The following is a 16,097-nucleotide window of genomic DNA, read 5'->3' on the forward strand; positions in this document are numbered from 1 at the left end:
GAGGTGAATGAACATGAGGCAAACGTATTACGGGGTACGTTCAACTGTCTATCAACAATTAGAAAAGGATATCAACCTTTACAGTCAGCTCACAAGGAATTTATACAATCGAGCATTGGGTAAGGACCAAAAGCAAGCCGTATTGACCGAAAAAGAAGCGTTAAAGGCAACGATTCAACAACAACTTTCCAATTCAGGAATCATCCTTGGCTTTTTAAACTCTGAACAAATAGAGGAAGTTGAAACAGAGATCGAAAACATCAGCAGCGAAGAGCTAAAGGGAATACTGCGATCTAACTTTATTCCCTATTTTCAACTAGAGTCACTCATTGTATCATTATCGACGATCCGTGAAACAGCTGCTCTCACAAATTTAATTTTCTTTTTAGAAAGGGCCAAACAAAACGAACAAAACATTATTGTTTGGATTATGTAGGTGATAAATTGGATTTCCAACAAATTGATCATAATGTGATGAAATATTTAGACAAGCAAAAAAAAAGCTTGCAACTCAATCCCCGAGGCATAAACCTTACGATAAAAAAACTTGACCAATATGCTAATAATTTTCATTTTGAAATAAATGAACTACTTAAGCAAGAAAATAAGTCTATAAACAACGACATCGAAAAGAAGATCCAAAAGCCTAAAATTAAATTTGTTGATGTTGATCGATTTGATGATGCTGATAAAGTGAAAAGTAAACTTGTTTCTGTATCTAACAAGCTTATTAATGAATTAAACATATTAATTAAAAACTCGCGTGGTTTCCATGTAGATACCGGACATGGTTCAACAAAACGTTTTAGACGAAATGTGGATTATATTTTACGTGAAGAGTTAGATGTAGCATATGAAAACACATCACGTCTCAATCGAGTTGTTTCAGCCATTAATCAAGAAATAAGATATGGTTATTGTGAAGATTATGATAACCTAAATAAACTTTTTCAACTTATTCGTGATTACAGAGTTATTGATGAATTAAAAGGAAGCTCTGAAGAAAATTTATTCGTTATTATTGATGACATGTTTAAGCAATACAAAGATTATTTCTCTCAATGTATAGTTAGTTATCTTACTTACTATAAACATATGCCTGAAATGGTAAAAAAAGATGAAGAGCAAGAAATAATAAAGGCAAATAGCGAACTGAAGGATGAATCAACTAGTCAAAGAATGGGAAGTCAAGAAAGTAAAAATAGTAAGCAAGTTGCTTCTGTTATAACGGGTAGCCATAGCAAAAAAGTAACACCTAGTAATCAGAGTACCAACAATCAAAGAGCTCAAGCTAGTCCATCCTTTGAAGTTGGAGAAGGAGAAGTTCTGGCTTCAAAAAGTAACTCGAGTAAAGAAGTGACTCCTAGTATACCTACGAAATCAAGTGAAGAAGTCGCTGTAAATACGGTATCGGTGCCAACTGAATTGGAACCACTTCATACACTTAATCAACAAAGTCAGTTGAGTAAGACGGCACCAACGAAAATTTCTCAACAAAAAATCAATGATTTAGCCAAATCGAATCAGCTTGCAGAACCATCTGTAAAAGAAGGAATAAAGACGGAACAAACGAAAGATAAAAGTACAGCCTCTGCTCAAAAAGAAAGTGAAACGGTCATAGCTGAAAACGAAAAGGCTTATTTGGAAAGTCAATCTACAAAGCCCAATCAAAAATCGATAGAAACGATCAGTATCCGTTATAACAACGGGGAAACGAGAGAGTTGTCGTTCAATCAAATTGATCAAAAATTAAATCTTCAGTTAGAAGGTTTATTTGTAGAAATTGAGCAATTGACAAAAAAGATAAATAAGATGGATTAATGATTGGTTCTGTCACCGCACGTTCAAATGTGTTTAGCGACATAAAGAGAACTCGTTTTTAACTTCGCTAGAACATCGTAAATTCAGATGGAGTCTCATCTCTACCTGAATGGAAGTTCCCACCTACGCTTAGAGGTGGGGGGCTATGACCCTTAAGTACAAATCAGTTTGATTAACCCTGAGGAAGACGATTCTAAAGGGCTAAGTTTTTCAAGTATGGTTGTTTACTAGATAACTAGTTTGTTGACCGCTTTAATAGTAGGTGGTAAGCAATGCCTTACATCATGGTGTGTACTCATTAATTGATGATTTATAACATGTAAAGTGGAGGCTCGCTATGGATAAAAAGGAATGGTTGAAAAATCAAGTGAAATCTGGTGCCGACAAGACGGTAAATAGTGCTAGGAAGCTTTATCAGGTATTAGATGAAAAGGACCGCGATTTAAAAATAGCAACTGGAAAAGGATTATTTCATACATATACTGAAAAAGGCGGCGATTTGGCTGGTAAGATCATTGGTACGCCTGTCAGTTTTATAGGTAAGAAAGTAAAAAGCCCCTTTGTGGATGATATAGGTAAAAGTCTTCATGGTGCAACGAAGTTTGGTGGAACTATTGCAGGACAAGTGGGCCAAGGAACCTGGAAAGCAACACAGGGCATTGTCAGTAGAAACAAAGCAGATCTTTATGAAGGCTTGGGAGAATTTGCTACTGCGGCAAGCAAAACAGTGGGGGCTGTTTATAAAACTAGTGCTTATACGTTAAAAAATAGTGCAGCTGTTATTAATGGAGTATACCATAAAGACTATCAGAAGGCGTTAGCAGGCATAAAAGGAGTCGGCAAGGTGGTAGTAGTTGGTACCGTAGCGATTACAGTGTTTGATCTTATTGAAGGTGAAGATGTTTCTGCTGCTGAAAATGGCGATTTTCTCATAACACACAATAGTCATCTAGATGGTCAGTTACACCCAGAAACAGGAGTTCCTTATGAAGCACAAACGGTTGTGCTAGAGAATGGGAATGAAGTCATTGGGGTTTTTCCTATATTTGATACGGTAGCTGAAGTAGAGCTTCCACCGGAGATGTATGAAAGTAGTGATTATCGCCATTTTTCCTATGCAAACAGTGAATTGGTAGAGACTGTTAGCAAAGATCCGCAAATGGCAAGCCAATTTACAGCAGAACAGCTAGAGCAAATTTATGCTGGGGAAACACCAGATGGCTATACATGGCATCACCATGAGCAGTTGGGAAAGTTGCAATTAGTAGATGAAGAGCTACACGCTAAATCAGGACATAGTGGCGGACGATCAATTTGGGGAGGTGGTTCAAATGCCCGTTAACCTAGAGTGGAAATTTGAAAAGCCAGTAGCGACAAATCGAGTTCTTGAACAACTAGAGAGTACTTTAGATGTTACATTGCCAATGTCTTATAAGCTCCTCGTAAAACAACATAACGGAGCAAGACCGAGACCAAATATGATCAAAATGATGAACGGAAACGACAGGGTAATAAAAACCTTTTTAACGGTGTATCCAACAAAAGGTGGCATCAATGATGTACTTGAGTGGTTGGGAAAACAGCTACCACATAAAATGGTTCCTTTTGCAAATGATCCCTTTGGTAATTATTTCTGTTTTCATTATAAAACGTCAAAAGGGGAACCAAGCATCGTTTTTTGGAATCATGAAAAGCAGCAGGAAGAATTTATGGCCCATTCCTTTGAAGAATTTATATATAATTTGACTGAAAAGAAATAATAGAACAGTATTCAAACAAAAACAAATGAAAGAAAAACCTACTCATTGACGTACACTTTGATTAATCAATAACTAGTTAGGACAATGACCCTACCCTAGCTTTTTTCACTTTGAATTTACAGGAGCGAACACCCGCCCCTCAAATCTCTTCCTAATCCTTATGCAGAAAAAATAAATTGTCTTTCATTCAGTAGAAGGTTACACTTTAATGGTAGAAATGACAAAATGAATCTAGCTAAGATTCTTGATCAATGGAGGTTTGAAAATGAAAATCGCTTTGGCAAATGATCATGCAGGTTATGCATTAAAGGAAGAAGTAAGAGAACTTTTACAGAACGAGGGTCATGAGGTTTTGGATTTTGGTACGTATGATGAAGAAGCGTGTGATTTACCTGATTTTATTTATCCAGCTTCATTAGCAGTTGCTGAAGGAAAAGCGGAGCGTGGTATTTTTATTGATGGAGTAGGATATGGTAGTGCAATGATTGCCAATAAAATTTATGGTGTATCAGCTGCAGTATGTCAAGATACTTTTTGCGCTGAATTAGCTCGTTCTCATTCAAATACTAACGTGTTGTGTATTGGTGGTAAAATCATTGGTTCAGCCCTTGCACTAGAAATTGTGAAAGTATGGATGAACACCGAGTTCTTAGGAGATATCGAAAAATATAAAAGACGTGTAGATAAAGTAAATGATATAGCAGAAAAGCATCTGAAAAAAATATAATTTATCTGAATTTTTTTTGGGGTAAAAGACCCCCACCTATAAGCGTAGCGTAGGTGAGATTTTCCAATCAGGTGGAGTAGACTCTCCACCTGTTTTTCCAATGTTTTAGCTTGCTGATACGAGTTCACTGTTCATTTTGGAGCTCCTTTGTAGAAGATTTGTTTGTTTTGGGAACAACACAAGATCACTCTTCTACAATAGGAGTTTTTTTCAAGTTGTACATTGGCATTGATGATTATCGTATTGATTACTTGCGTGAACACATTAAAGCCATGGGTGAAGCAGTAGAAGATGGTGTTGAATTAATCGGTTACACTTCTTGGGGATGTATCGACTTAGTAAGTGCTTCAACTGGAGAAATGTCCAAACGTTATGGAGTTATTTATGTCGACAAACACGATGATGGAAGTGGAACTCTAGAGCGTAAAAAGAAGAAATCTTTCTACTGGTATAAAAATGTAATCGCGACAAATGGGAAGGAATTAGAATAATACAATACATGGCACAAGGGGCAGGTTCGACGTGAAAATATCGTCGAACCTGTCCCTTTGTTTTAGCGTTTGTCCTGATTAATTATAATAAGACAAAATTTAACCTAAATATCCATATGTGAAAAACAAATAATGGGGAGATTAGTTAGTTTCGAATTAAGTTTGAAAAAAATCTTATTGTGGAAAAATGTGGTAATATGCGTGCATTGTGTTTAATAGATGGAGATGGACTCGTGAACCAAATATAGTGTTTTTGATAGTGCAGGAATAACCATGTACGATTCGGTTCCCAACAAAATAATTAAATTGATTTAGGAATAATTTATTGAAACTAATGCATTATATAACTTAGTTGCAAGTAAAGTTTTAATTAGTATAAGGAAGTAGTGGGACATGAAAAAGTGAAGGAGGAAAATAATGACTAATCGTAATGATAATCGAAAGCAGCCTCATACCGGGGGTAATAAAGCTGCCGATACGGAATTTGGTTCAGAAGTTGTTCAAAGTAAAAAAGCAAGAAAAAGAGCAGCGCGAGAAAACAAAAATAAATAATTAGTTTTTATATTTACTGTCGTCCTTTACAAATTGCAACTATTCTAAAATTTAATCGTAACACAAAAAAACCGCCTTTCCCGTCAGCGGTTTTTTTGTGGAGTTGTCAAGAAAAAATGACTTGACAATTATATTATCTTTTAAAAAATGAAAAATTATACATAAAAAAACAAATTTAAAGAGATGAAAAATAGGACTATTGTTCCTTATATAAAAAATGTTTATAAAAAGGAGTAAATCAGGTGGAGAGTCTACTCCATCTGATTGGAAAATCCCACCTACGCTACGCTTAGAGGTGGGGGTCTTTTACCCTAATAAAATTCAGATAAAGCGGAGGCGCTTTTTCATTGTATTCCCAAATGGAAGGGAATTAGTGGTAATATTGAGTTGGAATTAATGAACCTAACGTGTATAATTGTTGCCCTAATAATTAGTGTATTGATAGAAAACAATAATGAGGAACTTAAGTGGATTCAACCTACATTTTTTTCCCACTTTTAAGGGGAAGTAGCCTAGCTCAAAACGTAAGAAAATCGAAAAGGTTATGTGGAGGCTTAACTGTTCCTGAAAGTCCGATATAGAATAACTTTATCAGTGGCAGCTGATGATTAGTTATTCTTATGCTTTTGGTATAAGTTAAACTAACAATTAGTGGAGATTGAAGGAAAATAAATGCTGATCGAAGTTTAGATTTATAGATTAATTGTTGGTAATTCAAGCGAGGTGAATGTAATGCGTAAAGTTGAGATTTTTCCACATGAACAGAAATGGGCACAGATGTTTCAAGAAGAAAGTGAGAAACTTAAAACTGTATTTAAAGATGAAATTATTCATGTATATCATATAGGAAGTACTGCTATTCCAACTATATATGCTAAACCAATCATTGATATTATGGTAGAAGTTACGAACATTTGTAAAGTTGATAAATTTACTAGCAAAATGGAAGAGCTAGGCTATGAATCTCATGGCGAATACGGAATTCCTAATAGGCGTTTTTTTAGTAAGGGTGGTGACAACCGAACTCATCACGTTCATATTTTCGAACATGGAAATGGAGAAATTGACCGTCACTTAGCATTTAGGGATTTTATGATTGCACATCCAGAGGAAGCCTTGAAATATAGTCAATTAAAGCAAACGTTAGCTGAGAAATTCCCCACAAGCATAGCTATGTATATAGAAGGAAAGAACGATTATATAAAAGCAATTGATAAAAAAGCAAGTAAGTTGAGAAGAACCAATTAGATCAGGTGATTACTTAAACTTACACCTATTTTTGGAAGGGGAGCAAGGAACCTCTATCTTATTGAAAGAAGGAATGGTGTTGTGTGGAAAAAATTAAAATAGCATTCTATGAATTATTAGCAGCGTTCATTGTTTTGTTTTTTGTTTATATTGTATCAAATTCTTTTTTTGTAATAAATCAATCTACAAAGCCTTACATAATCTTTATTTCGTTACTAATATTTTGGATAGGAAAATATTCTGTTATAAATCGAAAAAAATGAGAGAACTACAACAAAAGCAGTAGGGTAGACTGAACCAAAGTTAAAGACTATGAATTACTCCACTAGTTTCAGTACGTAAATGAACCTGGTTCTTTACGGTAGAATTTTAAATCGCCATAAATAAATTTGGATAAAACGAAAGCGGGGATAAAAATGAATAAACAAACAATTTATTTTCTTATTACGTTAGTTATAGCAATAATTTGGGGTTACTTTGCGGACTTGAAAAACGGAGAAATTGGATGGTTTATTGGACGTCTTCTTTTTATGTCGTTCTTTGTAATATTCGTTAGTAAATTGTATAGATTTGTAAAGTGATACAAAACAAGAAAAGCGCAAGCGCCTTGGTCACGAACAGCTGCTCCTGTGCCACTCCGTTTGCTCAAGAGCAAAGCCGCTTCGAAGTAATCCAAGTAGTAGCTTCACTGGGGCGTTCTTTGACAGAAGCCACTCTTTGGCTTCTACGTGCTTCTGCGTCTTCAAGTACTGCTTCGTAGTAGCTTCCTCGAAGCAGTGTTTTGTGCGACGAGTAATCGCAGGAGCAATTGTTTTCCGTGCGACGAGTAACCGCAGAAGCAAAGCTGCATGAAGCTAGACGTTATTCATGTAGTTATTGAAGTCAGTAGCTTGACTGAAGTGACCGAGCTCGTAGGCTGCTTGCGCTAGACAGTTTCCAAGTTAGAAATTTATAAATTCTGATTATATTAAAAAACAATCTATTGCTTTTCAAAGGAGAACTAGTTTAATGCGCTTGTTTATGGGAGTGACACTAGTCTTTGTATTCCTAATAATAAAGTAACGCAGAGATAACTTTAAAGAGTAAAGTGGTAGAAGTTGTAAAAATGTTGTTTAGGTGGTGAATGACTTGAAAAGGTTATTAGTCATTATTTTAGTGATCGTTATTCTTTTAATAGGGATTATTGGGATTAAGTTTGGTAGCGCATTGGGACAAGAAGGAAATCCCACTCCCGTTTTGACAGCTATTATGAAGTTAGAGTCCTCAAATAGTCATTACGAACAAGTCACCGATACTGAACAAGGGATAAAATTTGTATCTAAAAATGGTAGTGGATCCCAAGAAAAGATCATTAAGGAGTTTATGGTAGAAAAGGGATTTGAGTTTAAAGAACAAATGGGGTCTGGATATATCTTTGAGAAAGATGAAATGACCACTATTGTAGTAACAAGGCTATTTACCAAAAATTATTTTCTTTGGGAGGTTCCTAATGAGGTAAATAACTAATGTTTGAAAGTTTTGTAGCTTAATATTTTTCATCTCAGTGGTTTAGGAAAGAGTTTTACTCATGGAAATCAATCATAAATAATTTATTGGTGAATATTGAGTATCGAGTGAGGGTTAAAGGGACTTATTCCCTCTGTTTTTATTAAAATTTGGGAGATGGATTGAGATGAATGTAAATAAAAATGATGAGAAGGATATTCAGAGATTTTTCAAAGCTCAAAAGTTGGCCTTGTATTGGTTGCTAGGACTTATTTATTCAGCGTTTATAGGATTACAGCTTGGTAGAATTCAAGCTATTGCAGATATTAATTATAGTCTCCATGAAATAATGCATGTCCCTTTTTACTTTGCGCTATTTATTGTACCTGTGTTGTTTCTTATTTACATGTATTTTTTAATTAATTATTTACGGAAAAGAGGAAGACAAACGACAAATCTAAAAACAGTTGTTCAAGCAATAGTAGTAATTACATCGATCATCATTGTTGTTTCGATAACTGCTTATCAATCTTTTGAAGTATCGACTGGCGGAGTGTTTGAGGTCGAACAAAAGAAGCATGAGGACAGAAAATATTATTTAGTACTCAATGATAAAAAAGTTAGAGTTTCTTATAATGAATTTCAATTAGTTGAAGAAAAACAACAGTATTTAATTAGTTTTGTTTGGAATAAACGATCTCCGAATAAAGGACGGCTCAAAACTATTGAGCCAATAAAGTGATATCTGAAGAGAGGTTGTTTCATAAAATAATAGAATAATTGCAATTGAAAGATATGAAACTAGAAGTCTAGCTGCCCTTTAGGACAGAGAATCCGTTATTTATTGAAAAAAACGTTATTATATATTTTAACGGACATCAGATCCTCTATTTAATCAAAATTATCATAAAATCGCTATTTCAAGACTAAATAACGGAATCTCTGTCCGAAAAAATCAAAAATCAAGATTTTTTTTCGTATTAACGGATCTGGTGTCCGTATGTTGTTTTATCGCTGTTTGAAAGGGCCATAAATATAACAAAAGGAGAACAATATGACTTTGCTTACTATTATCTCGATTGTGTTACCATTACTAATTCTTTTTTATGTCATTAGTAGTCTTTCAACGATAAAGTATCAGTTAAATTTGATAATAAAGAACCTTGATATTAAAGAAGAAGTTGAAGAACCTATACCTAATGAACAAATTGAAAAGGAATTAGAGGACGAATTTCTAAAAAAATAGTTTTGAAAGAGAGGCCGTTGAAGAAAGAACTACTCTTCATTTTGTATTATTGGTAAGATTTGAAGGGGGCAGAGAGTATGTATCCAATAGAAATGATACAGTTAATAGTTATCGCTTGTACTATTGCAGCAACTATAATCATCTCGGTTTTTTTGAAAAGTAGATGGCGACCACTATGCATGTCACTAGATGAAACTATTGGAACTCACTAAAGATGATTTCTAGTATTACGTTAGTAAAGAAAATGGTTGCTTTATGTTCAAAAATAATTGGTAGAGAAACGGGGGAATGAAAGTGGGAATTGGATTAATTGTTTTGGGTGTAATTACATTCTTTCTAGGGGCTCTTACACCTATAAATCTAATGTATACACTTCCAACTTCAATAATAATGATAGTCTTTGGAATTATGCGATTAGTAAAAAAGTAATACATAGTAAGTAAAAAAACTTAAGTTTACAAAAAAGGTGGTATTTTATGGAGTTTGTTATTATGTTAGGTGTTGTCATTATCGTAATAGTCTGCTTTTCCATTAAAGAAAAACTGAGCATAATAAATGAACAAAATAAAGCATTCTTCAAAGTGAAAAACAAAGTTAATGGAAAAGTATATACTGTATATTCGGTAAAAAATGAAACAAATGAAAGAACTGAATTTTTAATTTACGACAATAATAAATGGCAGTGGGTATTAAGTGATATTTATATACCTTATTAAAGCTATTATTTGGTGAAGAGAAAGTATTCTTGAATATATAATACATATACACTTATACTAGCTACAAATCAACGTTTTGAAAGTCAGAGGATTATCAGATATTTTTGAAGACAATTGGTAAATTATTAATGTTGAGAGTGAAATCAAGTAGTTTACATAGGTTTTGTATTACACTAGTACGATGGTAGTAGGGTTTGATCCAAATAACAAACACCAAAAAGGAGATTTATGAATCGTTATCAGCGTAACATTACAATTGCACTTATCATTGCCACCTTCTTAGCTGCGATCGAGGTAACTGTTATTAGTACAGCTATGCCTGTTATTACAAGGGAACTCGGCGGAATAGATTTGATCAGTTGGGTTTTTGCCATTTATTTATTAACTTATGCAGTTATGACACCAATTTTTGGAAAACTTGCTGATTTATTTGGTAGAAAAAAGATTTTTATTACTGGAGTAACTTTATTTTTACTTGGCTCGGCACTCTGTGGTTTTTCACAATCAATGGAACAACTAATTCTGTTTCGTGCTCTACAAGGGGTCGGGGCAGGGGCTCTAATGCCAATGACTTTTACAATTGTTGGAGATGTTTTTAAATATGAACAACGGGCAAAAGCTCAAGCAATTATCGGTTCAATTTGGGGAATTGCCGGTATTTTCGGTCCGTTAGTAGGTGGTTTTTTTGTCGATTATTTCACGTGGCATTGGATATTCTTTATTAACATTCCATTTGGTTTGATCGCAATGTATTTAATCTGGAAAAACTTGGAGGAAAGAATTGAGAAACGTAAACGTTCCATTGATTATGGTGGGGCTGTCACATTTATAATAGGTACAACTGCATTACTATATGCTCTTCTAACTGGCGGAAATGAAATTGCGTGGAACGATTTTCAAATGATAGTACTGTTTAGTGTCGCATTTGTATTTTTAGCTCTATTTATCATTGTTCAATTAAAGGTCTCAGAACCGATGTTACCATTTCAATTGCTGAAAAATCGTCACTTATTAATTGTAAATTTAAGTGGATTACTACTTGGTGCCATTTTAATTGGGTTAACCGCGTATTTACCACTTTGGATACAAGGGGTACTTCTTTTAGCTGCGACTTCATCTGGTTTAACCTTAATTCCGATGTCCATCGGCTGGCCAATTGCCGCATTTTTCAGTGGTCGCTTTATTGTAAAGTTAGGAACAAAACCACTTTCGCTTTCTGGAGTGATTTTAATTTTTATAGGTACGAGTGCTTTAGCTTTTATTACAAGCACGACCCCAAATTATATTTTGGTCATTATTATGTTTATTATTGGACTTGGTTTTGGTCTATCGTTTACTGTGTTTACTGTAATCGTTCAATCCTCAGTACAATGGCACTTTCGCGGTACAGCAGCTTCGTCCAATGCATTTTTACGCACATTAGGACAAACGTTGGGTATTGCAGTACTTGGAGCTGTACTAAATCAACATATAGGAGGTCATACAAATAATGGTACTGACGTAGCTCCTGAAATCCTTGCGACAGGACTACATTCAGTGTTCATAATCTTAGCTGTAATTGCACTGATATGTGTACTTTTAGTAGCTAGCTTTCTGCCAAAAGAGAAACCAGAGTATGCGGAGGATAAATCCTCTACGTAACCCTCCAACAATCTACTTGCTACCCTCGCAAAATTTGCGGTTCATAGTTAATAATCATTTAGGCTACTTTCGTTTCGAATAGTAGTCTTTTCTTTTTTTGTAGTAGCATTTTCCTCCCTGCGTATACTTCGTAAAATGAACAACGCGTAAGCAGAAAGGTATTCGTTCAGAAAACAACCGGAGTCGTACACAAAAGCCTCCGATCGTTGCATTTCACAGCCGAAACAGAAAACCAAAGTCCAATAGTTCTAAACCTTCCCCATATGTCTACAATGGTGTGTCAGGAAGTTATGAATAAGATGGGGAAAAGTACATAAATTATCTGTTAAAGGAAATTCGGAGATGTTTTTGAATTAGGTTACTATTATCATTTGTTGATAAGGGGTACTTTTAAAATGAGGTATATGTTACAAGAAATCTTATTCATTAGCTATATTTTCTTTGTCTTATTCATTTTGGAAGTATGGCATCGTTCAAATATTATTCATGTTTTCGAATGGCTGATCACTAATCCATATATTGTGTTTTTAAACTTTATATTTATTTTATCAATAATCTATCTCATGCAATCATTGACTGGACAACGTAGGTTGGCATTATGGATATCGACTAGTGTTTTTCTGTTTTGTTTTACTGCAAGTAAAATTAAACTAAATTTGAAGGGCGAACCGCTTCTTCCGTGGGATGGAGTATTAAGAAAAGAAGCTGCTGATATAGGTGGTTCTTTTGTTTTAATGACTAGTGCAGAGCAAGCGATATTAGGTTGTCTCGTTTTCATTTTTATAGTTTTCCCAATTTTTTTTTAGTAAAAGGAGATTCGAACCTAAAACTAGAATTCTGTTTTGTTTCATCCCACTTGTTGTATTTTCTATATTTTTTTTCGAGAAGCCGTTTTCACCATTTAAGTTCGGGGGAATTCATGATGATGATTGGAACAAGTCGATTGCATATCAAAGAAAAGGGGTACAAGTAGGTTTTATTCATTCGTTGCAAAAAGTAACGATTGAACCACCGGATGGCTATTATGATGTAACGTTCAATGAGTTGTTGACACAATTAAAAGAAGAAGAAATTGAAACTGAAATTAGACCGAATTTTATCTTTGTTATGAATGAATCCTTTTGGGATCCGACACGATTACCTAATCTTACATTTAGCGAGGACCCTATGCCATTTTTCCGTAGTCTTCAAAAGAATCATACATCTGGCGAACTAATCGTGCCAGTGTTGGGAGGCAGTACAGCGAATACAGAATTTGAAGTGTTAACAGGAAACAGTATTCATATGCTTCCACAAGGCTCACTTGCATATTCTCAATTTGTAAACCATCCGCACCCTTCGCTCGCTTCGACTTTAAAAAATAATGGCTATGAAACAGTCGCGATTCATAGCTATCATGATTGGTTTTACCGTCGTAATGAAGTATACACTTTTTTTGACTTTGATCGTTTTGAAAGTTATCGATCTTTTAAAAACCCGGAGTATCGACGCGACTTCATCTCAGATTTGGAAGTGTCAAAACAAATCATTATTGAACATCAAAATTCTGAAGGACCTTTATTTATTTTTGCCGTAACGATGCAAAATCATGGTCCGTATAATATGCGTCACTATCCAGAAGATCGGATCGAAGTAACCGATATGCATGAGGACATTACGAAAGTATTGAATAACTATAGTACTGGAGTGAAAGATGCAGATGATTCGCTTCAACTTTTAGTCAACTATTTTAGAAAGATTGACGATCCAACGGTTATTGTGTTTTTTGGTGATCATTTACCATATTTAGGTGCTGCCTATGAGGGGTATACAATAACTGGCTATTTAAATGATGCCAACCCTCGTTTTTGGGAAAAGGATGATTATGAAAAGATGTATAGTGTCCCGTTTGTTATATGGGATAATTTCTCAGATGAAAAGAATGCCGACCTACGTATGAGTTCATCTTTCCTAGGAGCATTTGTTTTAGAAAAATATTCACAGCCACAAACACCCATAATGAGGTTTTTAAATAAGACTGCAACAAAAGGGGCCGTTGTTTTTTCAAGTCGTAGAGATGTAAATGAATTTTCTCTTGAAGATGCCAAACGTTACCATCTTCTGCAATATGATCAGTTGTTTGGTGGACAAGGGCCAAGGTAGCACCACTGAAAAATGTCGCAAATATGTAAAGAAATACCTAAATGATAATGATGTGCCACTCCAAAATTTAACAAACTCGTTGTGGTTACCTTAACTTTTCTATATAATATATGAAAACAGAGCTAAAAATACCAAAATTTAAATAGAGAAATGATAAGGGAAAAATTTGGGCCGAAAATACATATTTACGCTAGTAGGGTTTTCTCTGTATTAGTAGTGAATTATTAGCGTGAATGGGGGGTATTATGGGGAAAAAAATAAGTAATAGTAGAGATGAACAACAATTAATAGATAAACAGAATGAAAGAAAAAATTTAAAGCTAAAATACAATGGTAAAGAAAATTTGCGATTTATGGCAGAGTATGATTATTTAACAGAATTACCTAATCGAAGGAACTTTGAAAACGTACTAGATGAGTTGATAATATTAGGTGAAGCTGAAATTCATGAAAATACAATAGTACTAATGTTTATTGATCTAGATCGTTTTAAATTCTTCAATGACTCCCTTGGACATAATGCTGGAGACAAAGTCTTAAAAATTGTTGCTGACCGAATAAACAATGTTGTTGGGTCTGAAAACTTAGTTGCAAGATACAGTGGTGATGAATTCGTCGTTTTGTTTAAAGGTGTTACTGATAGAGAAAATATAAACAAGGTGGCAGAGAGGATTCAGCAAAAGTTAACTGAACCAATAAGATTATTGAATAATGAGTATAGTGTAAGTGCAAGTATTGGCATTAGTATTTTCCCCGAACATACTAATCATATAGATGAACTTGTACTTCGTGCGGATCAAGCCATGTATAGCGCAAAAAAGAAAGGTAAAAACAGAGTTGAATTTTTCAATGTCGAAATTGCGAATGAAATAGATAGGAAAGCAAAAATTGAGCAGAATCTTAAAAAAGCAATTGACAATAATGAATTGTATCTTGAATATCAACCAATCGTAAATGTATATAACAAAAAAATAGTAGGGTTCGAAGCATTACTAAGGTGGAAGAGTGAAAAACTCGGTTCAATTTCTCCTGGTGAGTTTATACCTATTGCTGAAGAATCCGATTTAATATTTAAGATTGGTGAATGGGTATTTTTAGAGGTGTGTGAGCACTTAAGCACATGGTCAAAAAAAGGGGTTCCATCCTTTTACATTTCATTAAACATGTCGATAAAGCAGTTTGAACAACATAATTTAGTTCCAAAATTAGAACAACATATTAAAGATTTTGGTGTAAATGTAGATTTGATAAAAATTGAAATTACCGAGAGTACGGCTATGAAAAATAGTGAGGAAATTTTGTCTAAATTAAATGAATTAAATAATCTTGGGATTGAAATTTTTCTTGATGATTTTGGAACTGGATTTTCGTCATTAAGCTATTTTGAAAAGCTTCCTGTTAGTTTAATAAAGATTGATAAGTCGTTTATTAAAGATATCACTCAGCACAAAAAAAGAGCAGCGATCACTAGAGCAATAGTTGCAATGACAAAAAGTTTGAAAATAAAAGTATTGGCAGAAGGTGTAGAGGAGATCGAACAGTATCAATATTTATGTAGTATAGGTTGTCATATTATGCAAGGTTATTATTTCTGTAAACCTGTACCATTTAATTATGTTGAAGCTTTTTTTCATTCCACAAAGTAAATTTTTAGGGTGAATTTTCTCCAAGCCCAAATAGTTAAAATGTAAATTTCGAAATGATTAGTTAATAAAAAAGTAAATTTTTTATATGTATGAACTGAGAGTTTAAGATTTACTTTGAATTATTTTATGAAAACCCTTACATACTTAGGTGTAGCTAGAGGGAAGGACAATACTAATAAATAACTTCTTTAAGTTAGGAAATCGATAAAGTTATAGGTTTGCTTGTCAGTGTCTTACCATTCAACTGTATTAATCTAGCAAATCTAGAACAATTTCTGAAATTATATGCCTTACGACTAATTGAGATCTTTTATTCAACTGTTTTATATATTCTGTTTGTTCTTCCTATGATAAGTTTATCCCACCCTCAAGTGGCAGTAAGACCCCAATGTCATCAGGCTAAGGATACAAATATTGGAATGTTACTTTGAGGCCACTGAAAAAGTGAATGTTTTTGAAAAACGAATGATTATAGGGGGGCAAAAATGTCGCCCTAACCCTCAAACGAGCCTTAGAAGCGATTCTAGAGGCTCGTTTTTTGAATATTATTTTTCAGATAAAAAAATTTGGACTTTTTCAGCAGTCCGTGTTACTTTCTGCTTCTTTTTTTGTAATGAGCTAC

18 protein-coding genes and 1 pseudogene are annotated in these 16,097 nt (G+C 34.2%); all 19 read left to right on the forward strand.

Features of this window, described 5'->3' with window-relative positions:
- Nucleotides 1–13 precede the first annotated feature (13 nt).
- The 19 genes and pseudogenes from BKP37_RS09025 (at nucleotide 14) to BKP37_RS09100 (ending at nucleotide 15,475) form a co-directional block, all read left to right on the forward strand.
- Nucleotides 14–436, forward strand: coding sequence for a hypothetical protein (locus BKP37_RS09025; RefSeq protein WP_071309284.1), 423 nt, complete (start codon nucleotides 14–16; stop codon nucleotides 434–436).
- 8 nt (nucleotides 437–444) lie between these two features.
- The gene (locus BKP37_RS09030; protein ID WP_071309285.1) at nucleotides 445–1,821 is read left to right on the forward strand and encodes a hypothetical protein; all 1,377 of its coding nucleotides are present in this window, start codon (nucleotides 445–447) and stop codon (nucleotides 1,819–1,821) included.
- A 337-nt stretch (nucleotides 1,822–2,158) separates the two neighbouring features.
- A complete protein-coding gene (locus BKP37_RS09035) occupies nucleotides 2,159–3,163 on the forward strand; it encodes an HNH endonuclease (RefSeq protein WP_071309286.1) in 1,005 nt (334 codons plus the stop codon).
- A complete protein-coding gene (locus BKP37_RS09040; protein ID WP_071309287.1) occupies nucleotides 3,153–3,581 on the forward strand; it encodes an SMI1/KNR4 family protein in 429 nt (142 codons plus the stop codon). The genes BKP37_RS09035 and BKP37_RS09040 overlap by 11 nt, the downstream gene beginning before the upstream one ends.
- 265 nt (nucleotides 3,582–3,846) lie before the next feature.
- Nucleotides 3,847–4,308: an RpiB/LacA/LacB family sugar-phosphate isomerase gene (locus BKP37_RS09045; RefSeq protein ID WP_071309288.1), complete on the forward strand. Its 462-nt coding sequence runs from the start codon at nucleotides 3,847–3,849 to the stop codon at nucleotides 4,306–4,308.
- Between the two features lie 230 nt (nucleotides 4,309–4,538).
- Nucleotides 4,539–4,799, forward strand: a pseudogene (locus BKP37_RS09050) (family 1 glycosylhydrolase); the annotation flags it as partial.
- Nucleotides 4,800–5,216: 417 nt separating this feature from the next.
- Nucleotides 5,217–5,351: a hypothetical protein gene (locus tag BKP37_RS20725; protein ID WP_281243029.1), complete on the forward strand. Its 135-nt coding sequence runs from the start codon at nucleotides 5,217–5,219 to the stop codon at nucleotides 5,349–5,351.
- Nucleotides 5,352–6,083: 732 nt separating this feature from the next.
- Nucleotides 6,084–6,599 (forward strand): GrpB family protein, encoded by a 516-nt coding sequence (locus tag BKP37_RS09055; protein WP_084034623.1) that lies wholly within the window; start codon nucleotides 6,084–6,086, stop codon nucleotides 6,597–6,599.
- 416 nt (nucleotides 6,600–7,015) lie between these two features.
- Nucleotides 7,016–7,180: a hypothetical protein gene (locus BKP37_RS20060; RefSeq protein WP_169823116.1), complete on the forward strand. Its 165-nt coding sequence runs from the start codon at nucleotides 7,016–7,018 to the stop codon at nucleotides 7,178–7,180.
- A 538-nt stretch (nucleotides 7,181–7,718) separates the two neighbouring features.
- Nucleotides 7,719–8,105, forward strand: a complete 387-nt coding sequence (locus BKP37_RS09065; protein WP_245712485.1) for a hypothetical protein — start codon at nucleotides 7,719–7,721, stop codon at nucleotides 8,103–8,105.
- Nucleotides 8,106–8,271: 166 nt separating this feature from the next.
- Nucleotides 8,272–8,826: a hypothetical protein gene (locus tag BKP37_RS09070; RefSeq protein WP_071309292.1), complete on the forward strand. Its 555-nt coding sequence runs from the start codon at nucleotides 8,272–8,274 to the stop codon at nucleotides 8,824–8,826.
- 312 nt (nucleotides 8,827–9,138) lie between these two features.
- Nucleotides 9,139–9,330 carry a hypothetical protein gene (locus tag BKP37_RS09075; RefSeq protein WP_071309293.1) on the forward strand — a complete coding sequence of 64 codons (192 nt, stop codon included), beginning with the start codon at nucleotides 9,139–9,141 and terminating at the stop codon, nucleotides 9,328–9,330.
- Nucleotides 9,331–9,407: 77 nt separating this feature from the next.
- Nucleotides 9,408–9,542 carry a hypothetical protein gene (locus BKP37_RS20730; RefSeq protein WP_281243030.1) on the forward strand — a complete coding sequence of 45 codons (135 nt, stop codon included), beginning with the start codon at nucleotides 9,408–9,410 and terminating at the stop codon, nucleotides 9,540–9,542.
- Between the two features lie 82 nt (nucleotides 9,543–9,624).
- Nucleotides 9,625–9,759, forward strand: coding sequence for a hypothetical protein (locus tag BKP37_RS20735; RefSeq protein WP_281243031.1), 135 nt, complete (start codon nucleotides 9,625–9,627; stop codon nucleotides 9,757–9,759).
- 47 nt (nucleotides 9,760–9,806) lie between these two features.
- Complete coding sequence (locus BKP37_RS09080; RefSeq protein WP_071309294.1) at nucleotides 9,807–10,046, forward strand: hypothetical protein; 240 nt, start codon at nucleotides 9,807–9,809, stop codon at nucleotides 10,044–10,046.
- Between the two features lie 228 nt (nucleotides 10,047–10,274).
- A complete protein-coding gene (locus BKP37_RS09085) occupies nucleotides 10,275–11,687 on the forward strand; it encodes an MDR family MFS transporter (RefSeq protein ID WP_071309295.1) in 1,413 nt (470 codons plus the stop codon).
- Between the two features lie 395 nt (nucleotides 11,688–12,082).
- A complete protein-coding gene (locus BKP37_RS09090) occupies nucleotides 12,083–12,493 on the forward strand; it encodes a hypothetical protein (protein WP_071309296.1) in 411 nt (136 codons plus the stop codon).
- 181 nt (nucleotides 12,494–12,674) lie between these two features.
- Nucleotides 12,675–13,829, forward strand: coding sequence for an LTA synthase family protein (locus tag BKP37_RS09095; RefSeq protein ID WP_071309297.1), 1,155 nt, complete (start codon nucleotides 12,675–12,677; stop codon nucleotides 13,827–13,829).
- A 245-nt stretch (nucleotides 13,830–14,074) separates the two neighbouring features.
- Nucleotides 14,075–15,475 (forward strand): putative bifunctional diguanylate cyclase/phosphodiesterase, encoded by a 1,401-nt coding sequence (locus tag BKP37_RS09100; RefSeq protein ID WP_071309298.1) that lies wholly within the window; start codon nucleotides 14,075–14,077, stop codon nucleotides 15,473–15,475.
- Nucleotides 15,476–16,097: the final 622 nt, after the last annotated feature.

It is taken from the genome of Anaerobacillus alkalilacustris (assembly GCF_001866005.1).
GTDB lineage: Bacteria > Bacillota > Bacilli > Bacillales > Anaerobacillaceae > Anaerobacillus > Anaerobacillus alkalilacustris.

Excerpts from the sequence above, each read along its gene's own strand:
- BKP37_RS09085 (WP_071309295.1), top strand. The coding sequence starts at position 10,275 with ATGAATCGTTATCAGCGTAACATTACAATTGCACTTATCATTGCCACC.
- BKP37_RS09080 (WP_071309294.1), top strand. The coding sequence starts at position 9,807 with ATGGAGTTTGTTATTATGTTAGGTGTTGTCATTATCGTAATAGTCTGC.
- BKP37_RS09100 (WP_071309298.1), top strand. The coding sequence starts at position 14,075 with ATGGGGAAAAAAATAAGTAATAGTAGAGATGAACAACAATTAATAGAT.
- BKP37_RS09040 (WP_071309287.1), top strand. The coding sequence starts at position 3,153 with ATGCCCGTTAACCTAGAGTGGAAATTTGAAAAGCCAGTAGCGACAAAT.
- BKP37_RS09035 (WP_071309286.1), top strand. The coding sequence starts at position 2,159 with ATGGATAAAAAGGAATGGTTGAAAAATCAAGTGAAATCTGGTGCCGAC.
- BKP37_RS20060 (WP_169823116.1), top strand. The coding sequence starts at position 7,016 with ATGAATAAACAAACAATTTATTTTCTTATTACGTTAGTTATAGCAATA.
- BKP37_RS09070 (WP_071309292.1), top strand. The coding sequence starts at position 8,272 with ATGAATGTAAATAAAAATGATGAGAAGGATATTCAGAGATTTTTCAAA.
- BKP37_RS09090 (WP_071309296.1), top strand. The coding sequence starts at position 12,083 with ATGAGGTATATGTTACAAGAAATCTTATTCATTAGCTATATTTTCTTT.
- BKP37_RS09075 (WP_071309293.1), top strand. The coding sequence starts at position 9,139 with ATGACTTTGCTTACTATTATCTCGATTGTGTTACCATTACTAATTCTT.
- BKP37_RS20725 (WP_281243029.1), top strand. The coding sequence starts at position 5,217 with ATGACTAATCGTAATGATAATCGAAAGCAGCCTCATACCGGGGGTAAT.
- BKP37_RS09025 (WP_071309284.1), top strand. The coding sequence starts at position 14 with ATGAGGCAAACGTATTACGGGGTACGTTCAACTGTCTATCAACAATTA.
- BKP37_RS09045 (WP_071309288.1), top strand. The coding sequence starts at position 3,847 with ATGAAAATCGCTTTGGCAAATGATCATGCAGGTTATGCATTAAAGGAA.
- BKP37_RS09055 (WP_084034623.1), top strand. The coding sequence starts at position 6,084 with ATGCGTAAAGTTGAGATTTTTCCACATGAACAGAAATGGGCACAGATG.
- BKP37_RS20730 (WP_281243030.1), top strand. The coding sequence starts at position 9,408 with ATGTATCCAATAGAAATGATACAGTTAATAGTTATCGCTTGTACTATT.